General features: G+C 42.9%; 19 protein-coding genes. 1 reads left to right on the forward strand and 18 read right to left on the reverse strand.

What is annotated here, in order from left to right; all coding sequences use genetic code 11:
* Window positions 1-110 precede the first annotated feature (110 nt).
* From gltA to OCV99_RS03110, 15 genes are all read right to left on the reverse strand, one after another.
* Window positions 111-1499, reverse strand: coding sequence for an NADPH-dependent glutamate synthase (gltA, locus tag OCV99_RS03040; RefSeq protein ID WP_158368035.1), 1389 nt, complete (start codon window positions 1497-1499; stop codon window positions 111-113).
* Window positions 1499-2386, reverse strand: a complete 888-nt coding sequence (locus tag OCV99_RS03045) for a sulfide/dihydroorotate dehydrogenase-like FAD/NAD-binding protein (RefSeq protein WP_158368037.1) — start codon at window positions 2384-2386, stop codon at window positions 1499-1501. The genes gltA and OCV99_RS03045 overlap by 1 nt, the downstream gene beginning before the upstream one ends.
* A 155-nt stretch (window positions 2387-2541) precedes the next feature.
* Window positions 2542-3723 (reverse strand): iron-containing alcohol dehydrogenase, encoded by a 1182-nt coding sequence (locus tag OCV99_RS03050; protein WP_158368039.1) that lies wholly within the window; start codon window positions 3721-3723, stop codon window positions 2542-2544.
* Between the two features lie 178 nt (window positions 3724-3901).
* Complete coding sequence (locus OCV99_RS03055; protein WP_227191905.1) at window positions 3902-5140, reverse strand: chitobiase/beta-hexosaminidase C-terminal domain-containing protein; 1239 nt, start codon at window positions 5138-5140, stop codon at window positions 3902-3904.
* A gap of 18 nt (window positions 5141-5158) precedes the next feature.
* Window positions 5159-6829, reverse strand: a complete 1671-nt coding sequence (locus tag OCV99_RS03060) for a formate--tetrahydrofolate ligase (protein ID WP_158368041.1) — start codon at window positions 6827-6829, stop codon at window positions 5159-5161.
* A 23-nt stretch (window positions 6830-6852) separates the two neighbouring features.
* Entirely contained in the window at window positions 6853-9237 is a 2385-nt protein-coding gene (locus tag OCV99_RS03065) for an FtsK/SpoIIIE family DNA translocase (RefSeq protein WP_158368043.1), read from the reverse strand.
* Between the two features lie 65 nt (window positions 9238-9302).
* Window positions 9303-9983: a ClpP family protease gene (locus OCV99_RS03070; RefSeq protein ID WP_158368045.1), complete on the reverse strand. Its 681-nt coding sequence runs from the start codon at window positions 9981-9983 to the stop codon at window positions 9303-9305.
* Window positions 9984-10026: 43 nt separating this feature from the next.
* Window positions 10027-11307 (reverse strand): O-acetylhomoserine aminocarboxypropyltransferase/cysteine synthase family protein, encoded by a 1281-nt coding sequence (locus OCV99_RS03075; protein WP_158368047.1) that lies wholly within the window; start codon window positions 11305-11307, stop codon window positions 10027-10029.
* Window positions 11308-11322: 15 nt separating this feature from the next.
* Window positions 11323-12081, reverse strand: coding sequence for a CFI-box-CTERM domain-containing protein (locus OCV99_RS03080; protein ID WP_158368050.1), 759 nt, complete (start codon window positions 12079-12081; stop codon window positions 11323-11325).
* Window positions 12082-12089: 8 nt separating this feature from the next.
* A complete protein-coding gene (locus OCV99_RS03085) occupies window positions 12090-12821 on the reverse strand; it encodes a YebC/PmpR family DNA-binding transcriptional regulator (protein WP_158368051.1) in 732 nt (243 codons plus the stop codon).
* Between the two features lie 52 nt (window positions 12822-12873).
* Window positions 12874-13677, reverse strand: coding sequence for a hemolysin family protein (locus OCV99_RS03090; RefSeq protein WP_158368053.1), 804 nt, complete (start codon window positions 13675-13677; stop codon window positions 12874-12876).
* Window positions 13678-13697: 20 nt separating this feature from the next.
* The gene (locus tag OCV99_RS03095) at window positions 13698-14045 is read right to left on the reverse strand and encodes a type II toxin-antitoxin system PemK/MazF family toxin (protein ID WP_158368055.1); all 348 of its coding nucleotides are present in this window, start codon (window positions 14043-14045) and stop codon (window positions 13698-13700) included.
* A gap of 81 nt (window positions 14046-14126) precedes the next feature.
* Window positions 14127-15293: an alanine racemase gene (gene alr, locus OCV99_RS03100; RefSeq protein WP_158368057.1), complete on the reverse strand. Its 1167-nt coding sequence runs from the start codon at window positions 15291-15293 to the stop codon at window positions 14127-14129.
* 6 nt (window positions 15294-15299) lie between these two features.
* Entirely contained in the window at window positions 15300-16796 is a 1497-nt protein-coding gene (locus OCV99_RS03105; RefSeq protein WP_158368059.1) for an NAD(P)H-hydrate dehydratase, read from the reverse strand.
* Window positions 16797-16898: 102 nt separating this feature from the next.
* On the reverse strand, window positions 16899-17549 hold the full coding sequence (locus OCV99_RS03110; RefSeq protein WP_158368061.1) for a redox-sensing transcriptional repressor Rex: 651 nt from the start codon (window positions 17547-17549) through the stop codon (window positions 16899-16901).
* Window positions 17550-17695: 146 nt separating this feature from the next.
* Here OCV99_RS03110 and abc-f point away from each other — a divergent pair, with 146 nt between their 5' ends.
* Window positions 17696-19615, forward strand: a complete 1920-nt coding sequence (gene abc-f, locus OCV99_RS03115) for a ribosomal protection-like ABC-F family protein (protein WP_158368063.1) — start codon at window positions 17696-17698, stop codon at window positions 19613-19615.
* A gap of 54 nt (window positions 19616-19669) precedes the next feature.
* Here the strand turns inward: abc-f and OCV99_RS03120 are convergent, their stop codons facing one another.
* From OCV99_RS03120 to OCV99_RS03130, 3 genes are read right to left on the reverse strand one after another with little or no spacing between them, the layout of a single operon-like run.
* Window positions 19670-20377: an S-layer homology domain-containing protein gene (locus OCV99_RS03120; protein WP_158368065.1), complete on the reverse strand. Its 708-nt coding sequence runs from the start codon at window positions 20375-20377 to the stop codon at window positions 19670-19672.
* Window positions 20378-20409: 32 nt separating this feature from the next.
* Window positions 20410-21606 carry an NADP-dependent isocitrate dehydrogenase gene (locus OCV99_RS03125; protein WP_158368067.1) on the reverse strand — a complete coding sequence of 399 codons (1197 nt, stop codon included), beginning with the start codon at window positions 21604-21606 and terminating at the stop codon, window positions 20410-20412.
* Between the two features lie 29 nt (window positions 21607-21635).
* On the reverse strand, window positions 21636-22289 hold the full coding sequence (locus OCV99_RS03130) for a GntR family transcriptional regulator (protein ID WP_158368069.1): 654 nt from the start codon (window positions 22287-22289) through the stop codon (window positions 21636-21638).

Consider the following 22289-nt stretch of genomic DNA (forward strand, 5'->3'; position numbering starts at 1 on the left):
TTGTTCATTATACCTCAATTTGTCGCTATTGTATAGAAATAAAAAAACCAGAGACAAAACCAAACGGTTCTATCTCCGGCTTTTTATTCAGAACAAGTTTCCTGCTAAAATTATTTACGGGATAACAGCTCATGAATACCTTTTGCTCCGGCTTTACCTGCTCCCATCGCAAGAATAACGGTTGCAGCTCCTGTTACAGCGTCCCCTCCTGCAAATACACAGGCTTTGGAAGTCTGTCCGTTCTCTTCTTCTGCAACGATACATTTTCTTCTGTTGGTTTCCAGTCCCTTTGTTGTTGATGCGATCAACGGATTTGGAGAAGTACCCAGAGACATGATAACTGTATCCAGCTCAATCTCATACTCAGAACCCGGGATCTCCATCGGACGTCTTCTTCCGGATGCGTCAGGCTCTCCAAGCTCCATCTTAATCACTTTCATACCTTTAACCCATCCATTTTCATCAACAAGAATCTCTTTCGGATTTGTAAGAAGGTCAAAGATAACACCTTCTTCTTTTGCATGATGCACTTCTTCCACTCTGGCAGGAAGTTCTGCTTCACTGCGGCGGTATACAATATGTACTTCCGCGCCAAGACGGAGGGCTGTTCTTGCAGCATCCATAGCCACGTTGCCGCCGCCAACTACGGCAACCTTCTTGCCCGCCGCAATTGGTGTATCGTAAGAACTGTCGAAAGCCTTCATCAGGTTACTTCTGGTCAGATACTCATTTGCAGAGAATACACCGTTCGCTGTCTCACCGGGAATTCCCATAAACATCGGAAGCCCCGCACCAGAACCGATAAACACAGCTTCAAAATCCTCTTCTTCCATTAACTGATCAATTGTGGTAGACTTGCCGATAACAACATTTGTCTCAAATTTAACACCCAGCTCTTTTACCTTTTCAATTTCTTTCTTTACAACCTTCTGTTTTGGCAGACGGAATTCCGGAATTCCATATACGAGTACACCACCAAGTTCATGAAGAGCTTCAAATACGGTTACCTCATATCCGAGTTTTGCCAAATCACCTGCGCAAGTAAGACCAGACGGGCCGGAACCAATTACAGCTACCTTGTGTCCATTTGTCTTTTCCGCTTTTACCGGCTTAATGTCATTCTCAAGGGCATAATCAGCCACGAATCTCTCCAATTTGCCGATGGATACCGGCTCTCCCTTAATTCCACGGATACACTTACATTCACACTGAGACTCCTGCGGACATACACGTCCGCAGATTGCCGGCAGCGCTGAAGATTCACCGATTACTTTGTACGCTTCTTCGATATTGCCTTCTTTTATTTTAGAAATAAATCCCGGAATATTGATTGATACCGGACATCCCTGGATACACTTTGCATTCTTACAATTCAGACAGCGGGAAGCTTCTTCCATTGCTTCTTCCATATTATATCCATAACACACTTCTTCAAAATTTGTTGCTCTTACCTTTGCATCCTGCTCTCTTACAGGAACTCTTTTTAATACATCTGCCATTACTTGTCACCTCCACAGTGGCCACATCCACCATGGTGAGTGTCGCCCTCTTGTAATTTCAGCATTGCACGCCCTTCTTCTGTCTTGTACATCTGCTGTCTCTTCATTGCCTCGTCGAAGTTTACAAGATGTCCGTCAAATTCAGGTCCATCTACACAAGCAAATTTAATCTCATCGCCTATATGCAGACGGCATGCCCCGCACATGCCTGTACCATCTACCATGATCGGGTTCATGCTGACAATAGTAGGAATATTCAGCTTCTTCGTCAGAAGACATACGAATTTCATCATAATCATCGGTCCGATTGCAACACAGACATCATATTTGTTGCCCTCTTCCGCTAATTTTTCAATTTTAGTCGTAACCATTCCTGCATGGCCATATGTACCGTCATCCGTACACGGATAATAATTCCCGGCTACTGCCCGCATCTCAGACTCAAGAATCAACATATCTTTCGTCTTAGAACCTACGATGACATCTACATCAATTCCATGCTCCTTCATCCATTTAACCTGAGGATAGACCGGGGCAGCCCCAACTCCTCCGGCTACAAATAGTATTTTCTTATTCTTCAGGCTTTCAATATCCTCTCCAACAAATTCAGATGGACATCCCAGCGGCCCGGTAAAATCACGGAACGCATCTCCCGCCTTTAATTCCGCCATTTTATGAGTAGAAGCCCCTACCGTCTGGAACACAATCGTAATTGTACCTACTTCTCTATCATAATCACAGATAGTAAGCGGTATTCTCTCACCTTTCTCATCCATCTTCACAATAACGAACTGTCCGGGTTCACAATGTCTCGCTACACGTGGAGCTTCTACATCCATAAGATAAATCATATCAGCCAGTTTTTCGGCCTTTAATATCTTGTACATCTTATTCCCTCCTAAGTTTTAATCCTTCTTTCATCATAATGTATCTGGGCGAAAATATCAAGTGACATATAAATGAAATCACTGGAATTCCTTACTGCCGCACAACAAAAAACGACGGGTGCCATAAGCCATCCGCCGTTTCTATGTAATTTGGTCTAGAAATCAACTTCTGTTCCATAATAGATGCAGGTAAAGAGTTTTTCCATTGTTGCAGGATCAATTGCCCTTGGATTAGAACCTGTACATGCATCACCGACAGCGTTTTCTGAAATTGCCGCAATCTTTTCTTTAAATTCGTCTTCTTTAATTCCAAACTCTTTTAAGGTAGCCGGGATTCCAAGAATTACATTAAATTCATTAATTTTTGCACAAAGACTGTTAATCAGAGCCTTTTCAGAAGCTCCGGCAAGACCTGTTCTTCTTGCAATTTCTGCGTAACGCTTTGCAGCAACAGGGTCTTTTGCATTGTATTTGATTACATATGGCAGATACATTGCATTTGCAAGACCATGGGTAATGTGACCTGTAGAGAACGCTGCCCCTGTCTTATGTGCCATAGAATGTACAATTCCAAGAAGCGCATTGGAAAATGCCATACCAGCCAGACACTGTGCATCATGCATCTGTGCTCTTGCTTCCATATTTCCCTTGTAAGAAGCCGGCAGATAATCGAATACCATCTCAATTGCCTGAATTGCCAAAGGATCTGTATAAACACAATTTAATGTTGATACATAAGCTTCAATTGCATGCGTCAACGCATCCATTCCTGTGTAAGCGACCTGATGAGCCGGGAGCTTTTCTACCAGTTCAGAATCTACAATTGCGACATCCGGTGTTATATTAAAATCTGCCAGAGGATACTTGATCCCTTTTGCATAATCCGTGATAACGGAGAATGCCGTAACTTCTGTCGCCGTACCTGAAGTAGATGGAATCGCAGCAAATTTTGCTTTCTGCCTCAGTTCCGGGAAATTAAATGGCGTAATTAAATCTTCAAATGTTGTTTCCGGATATTCATAGAATGCCCACATTGCTTTTGCAGCATCAATCGGAGATCCGCCGCCCATTGCAACAATCCAGTCAGGCTCAAATGCACGCATCGCTTCAGCGCCTTTCATAACGGTCTCAACAGACGGATCCGGCTCAACGCCTTCAAATAATTCCACTTCCATCCCTGCTTCTTTTAAATAATTTACCGCTTTGTCAAGAAATCCCTGCCGTCTCATAGATCCGCCGCCTACAACAAGAATAGCTTTCTTACCTTTCAGATTCTTCAATTCTTCTAAACAGCCTTTTCCATGATAGACATCTCTTGGTAATGTAAATCTGCCCATTTTTATGCATCTCCTTTATAATTCGTTAAATATTTGACAATAAAATTATAACTCCATCAGAAAATTAACTCAATACATTTTTAACAAATTAATTGTTTTTTATTTTGTACAATTGGGCAAAACTAACAAAAAGAACACATTACATTTGTCTACTATTTCAAATGTAATGTGTTCTTCCTTACTCATAGATTAATTCATAATTTCTGGTTGTAACTGCACTGCTCCTCCCCTTTGCATTTACAAGAATCGCTTTAAAAATGGTGGTTCCCTCCGGCATCTCAATCGGCTCCGTATACATTGTACTGGATGTCGAAGGGTCTTCAACATCTTCAGCCCCCATAGTATAATAAGCCGTATATCCTTCTGGAACATTAATCGTAATTTTCATTGCAGTATCATACTGCCCGGTGGATGGAGACACTGCAGGCGCATCTTCAATCGGGAACTTCACCTCATACGTCCTGGATTCAGCCAGACTTGGAATCCCGGCATCATTGACAGAAATCGCTTTTATTGTAGTTTCTCCCTCTCCAATTTGCAAAGGTTCCGTATATTTTTTACCGGTTTCTACTGTAGGATCCGTTCCATCGTCGGTGTAATAGATTTCTTTTCCTGATGAAGTAAGCGTCAGCTGCTGGACATCATCGTAAGTCTTTGAATCATCTAAGCTGAATTCCGGCACATTAGAAATATACTCTTTTAATTCGCCGCGCACAGAATTTTCCGCATCCTCCAAAAGCTCCGAAACCTTCATTTCTTCACCGATACTGATATAAAACTGAATTGCCGCATCATACAACTCTGTGTTCTGCGGATATTTTTCTACTGCATTCAAAAATAAATCTTCAGCTTTTTGCTCGTCACTTTCAAGAATATAGATTTTCGCCAGTCCCGTATATGCCTCCGGGCGTTCCGGATTCTTTTCTATCGCCCTTTGATAATATGCAATTGCTTCGTCAAAATTCTGCTCAAGTGCTGCTTTGTTTCCCTTCTTTACCTGCCCGGCATAGGAATTCTGATAAAGTACATAGAGCAGAACTCCTGACAAAATCAAAAAAACAAATAGAATCCCCAGTACCATTCTGCGCCGTTTTCTGCGCAGAGCCTTCCTGCGTTCTGCCTGGCGCCGCCTACGCTCCCGTTCCGTCTGATTTGCACCATTTTTCCCCGTACTTGTGCGCCTTCCGGACGTGGTACTTCCCGCATTCCGGCGGCGTCTGTCAGAATGAGAAACCTCTGCTTTGTATTCATAATCGTCCAGCGGTGTTGATGTGCCGTCCATAGAACCCTTGACCTGTGCTTCCAGGACATCATCTAACGGATTATAATCTGGAACAATGCGCACATCCTGTCCACAATTTTCACAGCGCAGCATCCCATCCGGCATTTCATGCCCGCAATACTTACACTTCATCATGCTTGTTTCTACTCCCCTTTAAAACAGGCCTATAATATTTCCCTCGTCTGTCACATCGATGCTATTTGCCGCCGGAACCTTCGGAAGCCCCGGCATGGTCATAATTGCTCCGGTAAGCGCAACTACAAATCCTGCTCCCGCACTTACATACACTTCCCTGATATGAATGTCAAAATCAGTGGGTCTTCCCAGCTTCTTCGCATCGTCTGACAGAGAATACTGATTTTTTGCCATACAAACCGGAAGCTTACCAAAACCCATCCCCTCAATTTTAGCAAGCTGCTTTTCAGCAGCAGGCTCATAAATAACGCCCCGCGCACCGTAAATCTCTCTCGCAATCGTTTCAATCTTAGCTTTTAAGGACATATCATCCTCATACAAAGGATGAAAATGACTTTCTTTTGTTTCCAATGTTTCCAGTACTTTCTCAGCAAGAGCAATTCCGCCTTCTCCACCCTTTTCCCAGACTTCTGAAAGAGCAAACTCACATCCTCTTTCTTCACAGAACTTGCGAATATATTCATTCTCGGCATCTGTGTCCGTCACAAAGGAATTCAATGTAACAATAACCGGAACATCATATTTCTGTATATTCTCAATATGTTTTTCAAGATTAACAATTCCACGTGCAAGAGCCTCCAGATTCTCTTCACCCAGATCGCTCTTTGCAACTCCACCATTATACTTCAAAGCACGGACAGTTGCAACCAAAACTACTGCATCCGGCTTCAATCCCGCCTGACGGCATTTAATATCGAAAAATTTTTCAGCTCCAAGATCTGCTCCAAAGCCCGCCTCTGTAATCGTGATATCAGCCAGCTTGAGCGCCGTTTTGGTAGCACGCACACTATTACATCCATGTGCAATATTGGCAAAAGGTCCACCATGTACAAGCGCCGGCGTATGTTCCAGTGTCTGAATCATGTTCGGCTTAATCGCATCCTTAAGCAGTGCCGCCATGGCGCCCGTAGCATGCAGTTCTTCTGCAGTTACCGGATCCCCTTTGAAATTGTAAGCGACAATGATTCGTCCCAGTCTTTCCTTCAGATCCTTTAAATTATCGGAAAGGCAGAGGATTGCCATAATTTCTGACGCTACCGTAATGACAAAATGATCCTCTCTCACCATGCCGTCCATTTTATTTCCGAGACCAATCACAACATTTCTTAAATTTCTGTCATTCATATCTTCACAGCGTTTCCACACAACCTGACGCGGATCGATTCCAAGCTCATTTCCCTGCTGAATATGATTGTCAAGAAGGGCTGCCAACAGGTTATTTGCAGAAGTGATTGCATGAAAATCCCCTGTAAAATGAAGATTCAAATCTTCCATCGGAATCACCTGGGCATATCCGCCTCCGGCCGCACCTCCCTTGATGCCAAAGCAAGGACCGAGCGAAGGTTCCCTAAGTGCGATAATTGCCTTTTTGTTTAATTTTGCCATTGCCTGTCCAAGTCCCACTGTAGTAGTCGTTTTTCCTTCTCCGGCAGGAGTTGGATTGATAGCCGTAACCAGCACTAACTTTCCGTCAGGTTTATCCTTTACTTTCTCCCAAACATCATCTGACAGCTTAGCCTTATACTTTCCATAAAACTCCAAATCCTCTTCCTCAATCCCTACTGTCTGGGCCACTTCCCGGATATGGATCATTTTCGCTTCCTGAGCAATTTGAATATCAGATTTCATAGTTTTTCACAATCCTTTCTCTTTTATATGTACTCATCAATATATTGTTCAAATTCTTCCATTGACATTAATATCTTTCTTGGCTTCGTTCCTTCTTCTCCGCCTACAACCCCCGCTTCGCATAACTGATCCATAATTCTTGCCGCACGGTTAAAACCGATTTTAAAAACTCTCTGCAGCATCCCTATGGATGCCTTATCCTTCTCAATAATAAATTTTCCTGCCTCTACAAAGTATGCATCTTTTCCGTCAGACGAAGTTCCCGCCAAGCCATCTCTTCCCAAAGCGCTGGAATTCATATGGTTGACGACTTCTTCATTATAGACAGATTCTCCGTTTTTACTCTTAAGGAAATCCACTACACTCTGTACTTCTTTATCCGATACAAACGCGCCCTGCACACGCGCCGGTTTCTGGTAACCTGCCGGATAAAACAGCATGTCGCCTTTTCCAAGAAGTTTTTCTGCTCCATTCATATCAATAATAGTACGGGAGTCCACACCGGAAGAAACAGAAAAAGCAATTCTGGATGGCATATTTGCCTTAATCAAACCAGTGATAACATCTACGGACGGGCGCTGTGTCGCAAGAACAAGATGGATCCCCGCCGCTCTTGCAAGCTGTGCCAGACGGCAGATTGCATCTTCCACTTCTCCATGTGCAACCATCATAAGATCCGCCAACTCGTCCACGATAATCACGATCTGCGGCATCTTCTGCGGCAGTTCCTTTCCTTCTTCAACCGGAAGCTGTGCGATTTTATCATTATAGCCTTTCATGTCCCTGACATTGTACTCGGCAAACAACTGATAACGCTTTGTCATCTCAGATACCGCCCAGTTCAAAGCTCCTGCCGCCTTCTTAGGATCAGTGACCACCGGAATCATCAAATGCGGAATCCCATTATATACACTCAACTCCACCACCTTGGGGTCTATCATAAGAAGTTTTACTTCCTCCGGCGAAGCCTTATACAGAATACTCATAATCAGCGTATTGATACAGACAGATTTTCCGGAACCTGTTGCCCCGGCAACAAGCAGATGCGGCATCTTCGCTATATCTGCAACAACAACCTTCCCTGCAATATCACGGCCGGCAGCAAAAGATATCTTAGATTTACTGTTCTTGAATTCTTCTGTTTCCAGAAGATCTCTCAACATAACTGTTGAATTTTCCTTATTCGGGACCTCGATTCCTACAGCCGCCTTTCCCGGGATTGGAGCTTCAATCCTAATGTCTGCTGCGGCAAGATTCAACTTGATGTCATCCGTCAGCCCGACAATTTTACTAACCTTAACTCCCTGTTCCGGCTGTAATTCGTATCTGGTGACAGACGGTCCGCAGCTTACATTTGTTATCGTAACATTAACGCCAAAATTCTGTAATGTCTGCTGCAGCTTCATCGCAGTCTCCCGAAGATGTGCATCGGAATCTCCACCGCCTTTCTTTCCCCTGGTAAGAAGAGACAAGGGCGGAATCTTATATGCTTTTTTCGGCTTGGAATCCGCTGCGGCAACAGCATTCTCTACATCCGCTACTTCTGCCGCCATAACCTCTGTGCTCAGTTTTCCTTTCCTTCGCGGCCTTTCCTCCGCTTCATTCTCCAACCTCGCAGATTCCGAAACCGCTTCAACTGCTTCCGGTTCCGGGAATTCAGGCTCGTCTGCTCCTGCACGGTTAATTATGAACTGCGGTTCTTTTGGAACATCCTGTGTCATTGCTTCGCCTTCAGGTTTTAATTCCCTCATATCCGGCGATTTCTTAGAAAGTGTTGTATCAAAGGATACCCCTTCTACCCGGTTCTTCCTCCGGCTTGTTCTTCCGGAAACCTTTGCCGATTTCTCCTGTTCCTTCTGTTCCTTTGCATGTTCATGACGCTTTTTCGCGTCTTCTTTTACTTTGGAATAAGCCTTTCTCCCACTATCATCCATAACTTTTAAAAGCGATTTTCCGGTAATTACTACCACACAGATAATCATCAGAATCAAAACAATCACATATGTACCGACAATGCCGACCGCCGGAATCAGCAGGTCTGCAAGAACACATCCCAGCCTGCCGCCCGCCTCATGAATCAATTCAAAAAGAGTACAAATCAGCACGAATAAAATTCCACTGACAAATGTTTTGATATATGCGGTCATATTGCCTTTATTGGAAATAATAAAGGCAACTGCCACAAATAAAAGAAACGGTACGATATAAGCGCCGGCGCCAAAAATATCCATCATAAAATCAGCAATACCGGCTCCCAGGAAGCCGCCAAATCCAAAATTACTGATTAACAGAAATATACTGACCGCAAGCGTTACCCATATAATAATTTCATTCAAAACAAAATTCTGTTCCTGCTTTTTCTTATTTTTCTGTCTGGACCCCTTTTTTCTGCCAGCTTTAGAAGCCATAATACATCCCCCTTGAAGATCTAAACATACTATGTTTAGTATATCATCTTTAAAAAGTGATGTCATTATGAATTTTCATTGTTTTTTCTTTTTTGCATTTCAATCATTTCGTGCAATTTATTCAACGCATCACTCATGCCGCCAACCTCATCAATTAGCCCCTCATCTACGGCTTCCTGCCCCTCAAGAAGGGTTCCCACATCTTTCACAAGCTGGGTCGGATTCAGCATCAACTCCTCGATTCTGTGTTGTTTCATATGTGAATGTTTTGCAAGAAACCTTGTAATTCGATCCTGTGTCTTTTCCATATTTTTAAAGCTCTGCATAACTCCGATAAACATTCCGCTTGAGCGCACCGGATGAATAATCATAGTGCCGGACGGGACAATAAAAGAATAGTCTGCCGACACCGCCAGTGGTCCTCCTATGGAATGGCTTCCTCCCAGAACCAGCGAAACTGTCGGCTTACTCAGAGAGGCTATCATTTCAGCAATAGAAAGTCCTGCTTCCACATCTCCGCCAAGAGTATTCAGAAGGATTAAAAGTCCCTCAATCTCCGTACTGTCTTCAATTTCCGCCAGCATAGGCAGCAGGTGCTCATACTTAGTTGCTTTCGTATTCCCTGACACCGCTTCATGCCCTTCTATTTCTCCTATAATTGTAATCAGTTTTATATGATGTTTTCTCTTTCCATTATCAAGATCCATTGCTCCCATTTCTTTAATCTGTTCATTTTTTTCACCCATAAAAAAACACCTCCATACTTAGTATGGAGATGTTTTCATCATTTTATACCTGTGCAAGTGCCTGATCAACATCTGCAATAATATCATCAGCATTTTCAATTCCTACACTAAATCGAATCAAATCCGGCTGTACGCCCGCTTCCAGAAGCTCCTGGTCATTCATCTGACGGTGTGTATGGCTTGCCGGATGAAGTACGCAACTTCTTGCATCTGCCACGTGCGTCACAATAGCGACCATTTTCAAACTATCCATCATTTTCACGGATGCCTCTCTGCCGCCCTTCAATCCAAATGTGATAACGCCGCAGGTTCCGTTTGGCATATATTTCTGCGCCAGCTCATAATATTTATCGCCCTCCAGGGCAGGGGTATTTACCCAGGCAACTTTCTCATGATTTTTCAGATACTTCGCAACCTTCAGCGCATTTTCACAGTGTCTTGGGACACGAAGATGGAGTGTTTCCAAACCAATATTTAACAAAAATGCATTCTGCGGTGACTGAATGGATCCAAGGTCGCGCATAAGCTGTGCCGTAGCCTTGGTAATATAGGCACCCTTGCCAAATTTCTCCGTATATACAATGCCATGATACGTCTCGTCCGGAGTCGTAAGCCCCGGGAATTTGTCAGCATGGGCAGACCAGTCAAAATTACCACTATCTACAATCGCACCGCCCACTGCCGCTGCATGTCCGTCCATATACTTCGTTGTAGAATGAGTCACAATATCTGCTCCCCACTCAAATGGACGGCAGTTAATCGGCGTAGCAAAAGTATTATCAATAATAAGCGGTACTCCGTGAGCATGCGCTGCATTAGCAAATTTTTCAATGTCCAGAACAACAAGAGCCGGGTTGGCGATTGTCTCACCGAACACTGCCTTCGTGTTATCACGAAACGCCGCATTCAGTTCCTCTTCACTGCAGTCCGGATCTACAAAAGTTGCATCCACGCCCATTTTCTTAATCGTATGGGCATACAGGTTATAGGTTCCCCCATAGACTGCTGAAGCACACACAATATGGTCTCCCGCCTGTGCAATATTCATAATTGCGTAAAAGCTTGCCGCCTGCCCGGATGACGTAAGCATAGCAGCCACGCCTCCCTCCAGATCACAGATTTTTGCAGCCACCGCATCATTGGTTGGATTCTGAAGACGGGTATAAAAATATCCTGCATCCTCTAAATCAAACAGACGCCCCATCTGCTCACTGGTATCATATTTAAAAGTAGTGCTTTGGTAAATAGGCACCACTCGCGGCTCACCCTTCTTGGGCTCATACCCTGACTGTACGCATTTTGTTTCTAAATTATAGCTGCTCATGTTGTTCCTCCTTATCTAAGAATATAGATACTGTCTCTTAAGTCCCTTTACCATCTCGGTATATACCTCCCGGCATTCTTCCTTTTTGCCCTGTTCAAGCAGACGGATACAAGGGCAGATATATCTGTCGTATATCTCATTGTATATTTCACTGGCATTTTCTCTTTTATTGATATGATTTACGATTGTCGGCGCCACGTCATAATATTCTTCAACGACAGCATTTCCCTCTTCACTGCTCATAAGATAAGAATCTCTGTAGCTGCGCAAAAGTTTTAATTCATAGCAGTCATCTGCCTTATTCTGGCTCTCGCATACAGCTGTTGTAATATAGCAAAGACGCCTCCGGAAACCGCCCTGCAGCTTCTCATAGCTTGTCCACTGGATATTTCCTTCAATCGGCGGACGATTCCATTTTTCCAGAATCGCATCCGCAAGTTTAACACAGTACTCATTTTCGTCATATACAATTGCAGGAAACACGAAAGTTATCATATCCAGATTATAATCCAGGATTCTGCTGCTTCTCTTCCTTTTTTTCTGAATCTGATTGATTTGCTCATGTGCATATTCCGGTATTACCGCCGACAGTTCTTCTATAACCTGATCTGCATCTTCCGCATTCTCACACATAGCAATTATTTCCTCAAAAAGAGCTTTGTGTTTTTTATAATATTTAGTAAATGCATCCTCATAAAGTTTTCTCTTGAATTGTGACTGATAATTCGATGCATCCAGAAATAAATCAATTAATTTCTGTTTTACTCGTTCCATTCTATCACCTATTCATTCCAATTGTGGTACACATTCTGAACATCATCGTCATCTTCCAATAAGTCCAATGTCCTTCTGATATTCTGGATATCTTTTTCGTCTGTTAATTCTACCCATGTCTGCGGAATCATTGTTACTTCTGCTTGTGCCATAGCAATTCCCGCCTCTTCCAACGCAAGTCGAACCGCACTAAAATCTTCCGGATCTGTAAGCACTTCATAACTGTCTTCTTCCTCGCTAAAATCTTCTGCCCCCGCGTCAAGCGCCTGCATCATCAGATCATCCGCATCCCCTTCATATTCTTCTTTGTCGATAATGATCTGTCCTTTTTTATCAAACATAAAAGATACGCATCCCGGTGTTCCCACATTTCCGCTTCCTTTAGTAAATGCGCTCTTTACATTAGATGCCGTACGATTCTTATTGTCAGTAAGTGTCTCTACAATGATTGCCGTTCCATTCGGACCATATCCCTCATATGTAATATGCTCATAATTAGCAGAATTGGCATCGCCTGCCGCTTTCTTAATACTTCTGTCAATGGTGTCATTGGGCATATTATTCGCTTTCGCCTTTGCAATCACATCGCGGAGACGGCTGTTATTCGCAGGATCTGCACTTCCGCCTTCCTTTACCGCAACAGCAAGCTCTTTCCCGATCTTCGTAAAAATCTTTCCCTTTGCGGCATCATTTCTCTCTTTCTTATGCTTAATATTGGCAAATTTTGAATGTCCTGACATGTCTTGATCTCTCCTTGTATCTTCCTAATTTTTACTCACACTTTCTATCTTATCACTCCTGTTCGTTTTTTGCAATCCTTTCCATTTTCACAGATTGAATTGTATTATTGTCTACAGATAATATCGTAAAGCGATATCCTTCATATTCTACGGCACATCGCTCATTCTCTCCCGGTATCCGGTCAAGCTCCGCAATCAGGAATCCATTAAGCGTCTCATACTCTTCTTTGTCAAAACTAAGCCCCATCAAGTCTTCCAAATCTTCCAGATCGATAAACCCATTTACAATATAAGAGCCATCCGCCTGACAGACAATCGTTTCTTCCTCTTCATCATACTCGTCCATGATATTTCCGACAATCTCTTCCAGAATATCTTCCATTGCCACAATACCCGAAGTCTGACCATATTCATCCAGTACAACGGCTATGTGGTTTTTCTCTGCCTGCATTTCCTTGAAAAGTCTGTCGATACTCTTCGTTTCCGGAATAAATGCTACCGGACGTATGTACATTTCAAGGTCTTTTACCGGAGTTTCCCGGAGCGTTTTGTCCAGATAAGCTTTCATCGCATCTCTCAAATGAAAGATTCCAATAATTTCATCAATATCTTCCCTGTAAATTGGAAAGCGTGAAAACTTTTCATCTAACATAAACTTTAACGCCTTTTCCAGCGTTTCTTCTCCGTCAATCGCCACAATATCTCTCCGGTGCGTCATGATATCTTTTGCATCTTTATCCATATACCGGAAAATATTTCGAATTAAATCCGCCGCCTCTTTCCCCAGGACTTCCTTCTGCCCATTTTCTCCCTGAAATATTTCCTTCATCCGCAGAAATAAACTGCCTTCTTCCATTTTTCGCCTATGCTCCTTTTCTATGTATGAAGCTCAAAACTAACTTTAATTGCTTCATCTACTTTATTCATTAGTTCTTTATCCAAATGGCAAACCATATCTTTGAGCCTTTGTTTATCAATCGTACGAATCTGCTCCAGCAGAATAACCGAATTCTTGACAATCTGATATTTGCGTGCATCAATTTCCACATGTGTCGGAAGCTTTGCCTTATTCATGCGGGAAGTGATCGCCGCACAGATCACAGTTGGACTGTGCCTGTTCCCAATATCATTCTGAATAATCAGCACCGGCCTGATGCCTCCCTGTTCTGAACCCACTACCGGACTTAAATCTGCATAATAAATATCTCCACGTCTTACCTGCACTCTATTTCACACTCCGATTTTCTAAGATAAAATAAGTATTTCCATCTTTTTCGGATGTATTCTGCAGAGTTTTATTTTTACCTACGTGAAAAAATCAATCTGCTTTACCAATTTACCCTGACGCAGATATTCCCTTGGTATACGTTTACTGAGACAACAGACAAATTCATAATTAAATCTGCCGGAAATATCGCCAAGTGTCTCCACCGGAAGATGTTCTGCCCCATCATATCCTACAAGGACAACTCTATCTCCGAATTTTACATCTTCAATTTCTGTAACATCAACCATAAACTGATCCATGCACACTCTTCCACAGATTGGCGCCTTCCTGCCATGAATCAACACGTAGCCTTTGTTAGACAAGCTTCTGGGATAACCGTCGCCATAGCCTACCGGAATGGTAGCAATCTTCCGCTTCTCTTTTGCCGTATATGTTCCCCCGTAGCTAACGGACGTTCCTGCCTCTATCCATTTTACATAAGTTACATGGCTGATTAATTCCATTGCAGGTTTTAATGGGACATTCTCTTTTCTCACTTCTTCCGACGGATACATTCCGTAAATAGAAATCCCGGCGCGGACAAGATCCATATTGGCTTCTTTTATATCTATAATTCCGGCACTGTTAGAACAATGACAATATGGAAAGCAGATTTTTCTTTCCTCCAGCGCTTTCTTCATCCACAGATATTCCTTTATCTGCTGATCCGTATATCCTTTATCCGTCTCATCTGCTTTCGCAAAATGTGTAAACATCCCCTCCAACACCAGACAAGGCATGGCTGCAATTCCTGCAATCTTATCAACACTTTCCTCACATACAGAAAAGCCAAGTCTTCCCATTCCTGTGTCAATTTTTATGTGAAGATAAGCCTTTTTTCCCATATCAAAAGCAAGACTGGAAACTCCCTCTGCCATTTCTTCCGAATAACAAGTCATGCGCACTTCTTTTTCAATCATCTCCGCCCACTGCTCCGGAAAGACACAACCCAGCACTAAAACAGGTTTTTTCAGCCCCTTTTCTTTCAGCAAAACTGCTTCATCCGCTGTTGCGACAGCATATCCCCATATATATTCGACAGATTCAAACAATCTTGCGATCTGAACTGCTCCATGCCCGTAGGCATCCGTCTTAAGTACGGCAATAATCTTTGTATCTGCCGCTATATTCTTCTTCATCATTTCCATATTATATTCAATCGCGTCCAAATCAATTCTTGCGCATACTCTGCTGTACTTTTTCATGCTCTCTTAATCCTCCTTCCGGCTGAGCACAGCCGCGATTCCATCCGCCAGCTCTCTTGCCAGTACACTATAGCTGCCTTTCTCAACCTTTGCCGCATCTCCCGCCATTCCATGCAGAAGCACTCCTATACATGCGCCTTCAAAGCAATCCTTGCCCTGAGCCAAAAGACCTGTAATGATACCCGCCAGCACATCGCCAGAACCAGCTTTCGCCATAGCTGCATTCCCACTAATATTTACGTAGGTCTGTCTGCCTGCACAGGCCACCACCGTTCTGGCATCTTTCATAACGCAGACAACGGGATATTTTTCTGCAAATGCTCTGGCTGCATCTATTCTGCGGCTCTTCAATGTTTCTACATCTATCCGTGTCAGTCTGGACATTTCTTTCAGATGTGGGGTAAATACAAATTGCCCGGCAGATATTCCTTCCAGATACTGCGGATGTCCTGCTAAAATATTCAGTCCATCCGCATCAACAACGCAAGGTACCTGAACATTCTTTACAACCATCTCCAAAATCTTTTCCGAGCACTCATTGACGCCGATTCCCGAACCAATACACACAACATCTGCCCACGTCAGAAGCCCTCGTACTTCCTCTTCATCATAAGAATCATATGCCGTAATAATTGCTTCTGGCAAAAGCTGCTGCAGAATCATTCTGTTCTCTTCCACCGTATAAATCTGAACCAGCCCGGCACCTGTCCGATAAGCGGACAATGCATTCAAGTACGCAGCTCCGGCCATTCCCTTACTCCCTGCAATAATCAGCACTTTTCCATAAGTTCCTTTATGAGAATCCGGTTTTCGTTCCGGCAAGAGTTCTGAAAACAGTGAAGGCTCATAAGAAAACACAGTCTCTGCATCCTCTTCCATTTTCTCTGTGCAAATTCCAATATCGGCAATAAACACTCTTCCTGCATACTCACATCCGGGATAAAAGATAAGACCAAGTTTCCTTTTCTGGAAAGTAACCGTCAGATCCGCGCGAACAGCCGTTCCCATCACACATCCTGTATCTGCTGATATGCCAGAAGGAATATCTACAGCCACTCTCACAGCTTTAGAGCGGTTCAAAGATTCTATAATCTCGAAATATTTCCCTTCAATCGGTCTGCTGAGGCCTACACCAAATATTGCATCTACTATTACACTATATTCTTTCTCTTCATAAGTGTTGCTTATTCTTCCGCCAACTTTCTGAAATAACTGCATCTGCCTCCTGGTTTCCTCCGTACAGCTAACTTCCTTTCCGATAAAGACAAGCTCCACATCCAACTTCTTCTCCTTCAGCATCCGTGCAATGGCGAATCCGTCTCCGCCGTTATTTCCCGATCCGCATATCACGCATATTTTCGACAAGTCAATGCCTTCCGCCTCCATAATCTGTACACAACTTTCCGCCGCTCTTTCCATAAGTTCCAGCGATGGAATTCCCAACACATCAATGGTGTATCTGTCCGCCGCCTTCATCTGCCCTGCATCTGGAAAATATATCATTCTTCCACCTTCTTCGACTATTTTATGACAATGTCCGTTATACAAAACAACGTGTAAAAAAAGCCCGTTATACAGGCCTTCCATACACGCCGCAATGTCTTTTTACTTACTTTCTTTATGTTCTTCATGATACCGGCTGATATTATAAGACAGCCGCATCAGACTTTCTGATAAATGCACATTTTCAACAATCACATTTTCAGGAAGATTCAAATCAATGTGAGCAAAATTCCAAATTGCCCGAACACCATTATTCACCAGGTTATTCGCCACTTCAACTGCCTTTGTCTTGGGAATCGTCAGCACACCGATCTCTATATCATTCTCTCTGACAAACTGTTCCAATTCATCCATCATCCGAACCGGAACACCGCGGATTGATACATCTGCCAAAGTCGGATTAACATCAAAAATCCCCTTCAGAATGAAGCCTCGTTTCTCAAAATCTGCATAATTCGCTAACGCCTGTCCAAGATTACCTGCCCCGATAATAATAATATTATGATGCTGCTCCAACCCGAGTATCTTACCAATCTCCGTATACAAATATTTCACATTATATCCATATCCCTGCTGGCCAAATCCGCCAAAGTTATTCAGATCCTGTCTGATCTGAGATGCCGTAACTTTCATTCTCTTGCTCAAATCATTGGAGGAAATACGCTCCACTCCATTTTCCAACAGTTCTCCAAGATAACGATAATATCTGGGGAGTCTTCGTATCACTGCCTGAGAGATCTCTCTTTCTTCCACTAGTCTCACCTTCCCGATTACATTCTAGAGATATTATATAGAATTGTTTAATTAATGTCAAACTTTTGATAAAAATCTTTCTACTTTAGTTGTAATTTCTTTTGTTTTTTGTATAATGAAGTGGAAGAATTTACGGAGGTTATACTATGATTTTAGCTTGCCATGACATTAAAAAAGCATTTGGAGAAGAAGTTATTGTCGAACATGGCTCTTTTCATATAGAAGAACACGAAAAAGCCGCCCTGGTAGGATTAAATGGTGCAGGGAAATCCACAATCCTCAAAATGATTGTGGGGGAACTTTCCCTGGACGCCGGGACTGTTACCCTTGCCAAGGGCAAAACTCTGGGATATCTCTCCCAGCATCAGGAAGTCACAAACGGACATACCATATACGAAGAAGTAAAGACTGCAAAAGCAAATATTATTAAAATGGAAAAACAAATCCGAAGCATTGAGTTGGAATTGAAAACTCTGGCCGGTCAGGAACTGGAAAACCGCCTTGCCGCCTACCACCGTCTGACAGACCGCTTTGAACGTGAAAACGGATATGCATACGAAAGTGAGATTACAGGTGTTTTAAAAGGACTTGGCTTTCACGAATCAGAATTTAATAAATCCGTCGATACACTTTCCGGAGGTCAGAAAACACGGGTAGCGCTGGGAAAGCTGCTTCTCACAAAACCCGATGTTCTGCTTCTGGATGAACCCACCAACCACCTGGACTTAAACTCTATTGCATGGCTGGAAAATTATTTGCTTAACTATCCAGGAGCAGTTTTGATTGTATCTCATGACCGTTATTTTCTGAACAGAGTCGTCACAAAAGTTATTGAAATCGAGTCTGGAAGGCTTATGACATTCCTCGGCAACTATACTGCTTACGCCGAAAAAAAAGAACAGATCCGGAATGCAAAATTAAAAGAATATTTAAACCAACAGCAGGAAATCAAACACCAGGAAGCTGTCATCGAAAAATTACGTTCCTTCAACCGGGAAAAATCCATTAAACGAGCAGAAAGCCGGGAAAAAATGCTGAATAAAATAACGCCTGTGGAAAAACCTGCCGAAATTCACAGTGAGATTCATCTGACTTTAGAGCCCTCCTGCACCAGCGGAAACGATGTTCTGACTGTAGAACATTTAAGCAAAGCATTTTCCTCGCAAACCCTGTTTTCCGACATAAACTTTGACATCAAACGCGGCGAACATGTTGCGATTATCGGCGATAACGGAACAGGTAAAACAACGCTTCTTAAGATTTTAAACGAAGTCCTTCCCGCGGATACAGGAACCTTTACGCTGGGAACCAATGTCAAGATAGGATATTACGATCAGGAACATCATGTACTTCACATGGAGAAGACTATTTTTGAAGAAATATCAGATGCCTATCCCACTCTCACCAATACCAGAATCCGCAACATTCTGGCCGCCTTTTTATTCACCGGCGACGATGTATTCAAACAGATCTCTGATTTAAGCGGCGGAGAGCGTGGACGTGTCTCTCTGGCAAAACTAATGCTGTCAGAAGCAAATTTCCTGATTCTGGACGAGCCGACCAACCATCTGGATATTACCTCCAAAGAAATTCTGGAAAAAGCGTTGAACAATTATACCGGAACAGTACTCTTTGTATCCCATGACAGGTATTTTATTAATCAAACAGCTACCAGAATCTTGGAACTTATAAATCATAAGTTTGTAAATTATATCGGAAATTACGATTATTATTTAGAAAAGAAAGAAACCCTGACCGCTGCTTACGCCGGTGTTCCTAATGCAGAGATTTCCATTTCTGCAAAAGAAACGGTATCCGATTCTAAACTCAGCTGGCAGGAGCAGAAAGAAGCGCAGGCTAAAGAACGAAAGCGCTTAAACGATTTGAAAAAAACAGAAAACCATATCAGCGAACTGGAAGAACGGGATGCTGAGATTGACGAGCTTATGACCCGGGAAGAAATTTATACCAATTCTGTAAAATGCCAGGAGCTTTCAAAAGAAAAATCCCAAATTGCTCTGGAACTGGAAACACTCTATGAACGCTGGGAATCTTTGGCTGAATAATTAAGAAGAAACAGGGAGCAAAAACACGTACTTTCGCTCCCTGTTTCCTTTTATTTACTCACCATAACTTAAGAAGAATCTTGTCAAAATAACTGCCGTTTCCGCACGGCTGGTACTTCCTTGCGGGTCAAGCCTCGTACCGCTATCCTTTCCCGTAATGATCCCTCTGGCAACTGCCCATGACATTGCATCCTGTGCAAAAGAACTTACACTTTCTCCATCAACAAAATTACCGAAATCCGATCTTGCACTTACATCCAGCTCTGCTGTAATCGCAAGACGGTACATCATTGTAGCCATCTGTTCCCTGGTAATGTAGTCGCTCGGTCCAAAATATCCGGTATCTGAATAACCTGTAATTATATTAAGTCCATATGCTGCAAGAACAGCCCGGGTATACCATGTCCCATCCGGTACATCCGGAAAAATCTCATCATACGGAATATCCGGTTCGCCGACGGTTCTCCAGATAATCATTGCAAACTGAGCGCGCGCCAGTGGCTCATATGGGGCAAAATGCTCAGTGTCTTTTCCCATCATCAGCCCGGTTTCATACATAACATAGGCTTCCAGCGCAAACCATTCATTTTCATCTACATCGACATACGGAAAATCATAGAGTGATTCTTCCTCACTAAGCTCAATAACTTCTCCGCCTACCGCATTTACTGCTTCTTCCGTCATTTCTGCTGCGGAAACCGGCAGTACCATCATGCTGCATACCAATACAAGAGCCACAGCCCTCACTATTTTCTTTTTCACAATAATCCCCCTTTAAGTATGAAATTATATCATTACAACCTCTCTGCAATTGCTTTGATAAACGCTTCACTGTTAAGCACTGTCGGATTCTCAATCGTTGTAATCAGCGCCAGATCTTTTGTCATTTTACCATCTTCAATTGTTTCAATTGTTGCTTTCTCAAGCTTATCAGCAAATGCCATCAGTTCTTCATTGCCATCCAGCTCTCCACGTTTTCTAAGCGCTCCTGTCCATGCAAAAATGGTTGCCACTGAGTTAGTTGATGTCTCTTCCCCCTTCAGATGCTTGTAATAATGACGCTGTACGGTTCCGTGCGCCGCCTCATACTCATAATATCCGTCCGGCGATACCAGAACAGAGGTCATCATTGCCAGTGAACCGAAAGCAGAGGATACCATATCACTCATCACGTCTCCGTCGTAATTCTTACATGCCCAGATATAACCGCCCTCGGACTTCATAACGCGGGCAACTGCATCATCAATCAAAGTATAAAAATAAGTAATTCCGGCATGCTCAAACTTCTCTTTATATTCTGCATCAAAGATTTCCTGGAAAATATCTTTGAATGTATGGTCATATTTTTTAGAAATTGTATCTTTCGTTGCAAACCAAAGATCCTGTTTGGTATCCAGGGCATAATTAAAGCAGCTTCTTGCAAAGCTTTCAATAGAACGGTTGATATTATGCATTCCCTGCACAATCCCGACTCCATCAAAATTATGTACCAGCTCTCTTGTCTCTGAGCCATCCTCAGCAGTATAAACCAGCTCCACCTTTCCTGCTCCCGGAATTTTCATTTCCGATCCCTTATATACATCACCATAGGCATGTCTTGCAATAGTGATAGGCTTCTTCCAATTTTTTACGCACGGTTCAATTCCCTTTACCACAATCGGGGCGCGGAACACAGTTCCATCAAGAATCGCACGGATCGTGCCATTCGGACTCTTCCACATCTCCTTCAGGTCATATTCTGTCATACGTGCGGCATTTGGTGTGATTGTCGCGCATTTTACCGCCACCTTATACTTTTTCGTTGCATTGGCAGAATCTACCGTCACCTGATCATCCGTTGCATTCCTGTTCTCCAGACCCAAATCATAATACTCTGTATTCAACTCAATAAATGGCTCCAGAAGATTTTCTTTAATCATCTTCCAAAGGATTCTTGTCATCTCGTCTCCATCCATCTCTACGATTGGTGTCGTCATTTTAATTTTTGCCATCGCTTACACTCCTTTTTGTTTTATTTACACTACTCTTCTATATGAAGATTTTCCATAACCCTCATAATATGTTCATTCGCAAGCCGCTCTGCCAGATCTGCATCTTTGCTTTTTATCGCCTCCAAAATGTCTCTGTGTTCTGCTATAGATTTTTCGGCGCGGCTCTCTGCACCAACAGACATGGTTCTTGCCACCTGCACATATTTATGGAAATCGGATAATACATGTTCCAGTATACGGCTATTTGATGCTATATACAAGACTTTATGAAATTTTCCGTCAAGTTCTGATACTTGTTTGGCCTTCCCGCTACTTGCTTTTTTTAAATGAAATTCTGAAAGCAAAATAATTTCTTCCAATTCACTGATTTGATTTTCCGTAATATTCATGGTTGCCCACCGTGCGCAGAGCCCCTCCAGCATAGACCGGATTTTATATATATCGTGCACGTCCTTCGGTGTAATCCCTGTTACATAAGCTCCTTTATTGGGAATGATTGCTACAAGACCTTCCAGCTCCAGCTGCCGCAAAGCTTCTCTTACCGGGGTTCTGCTTACCCCCATCTCCTCGCCAATCGTAATTTCACGGAGTTCATCATGCTCTTTATAGACACCGGATAAAATATCTTCCCTTAACTTACGGAATACTTTTCCTCTGAGCGATTGATCCTGATACTCTTCCAT

The organism is Dorea acetigenes (assembly GCF_025567385.1).
GTDB classification, from domain to species: Bacteria; Bacillota; Clostridia; order Lachnospirales; family Lachnospiraceae; genus Claveliimonas; species Claveliimonas acetigenes.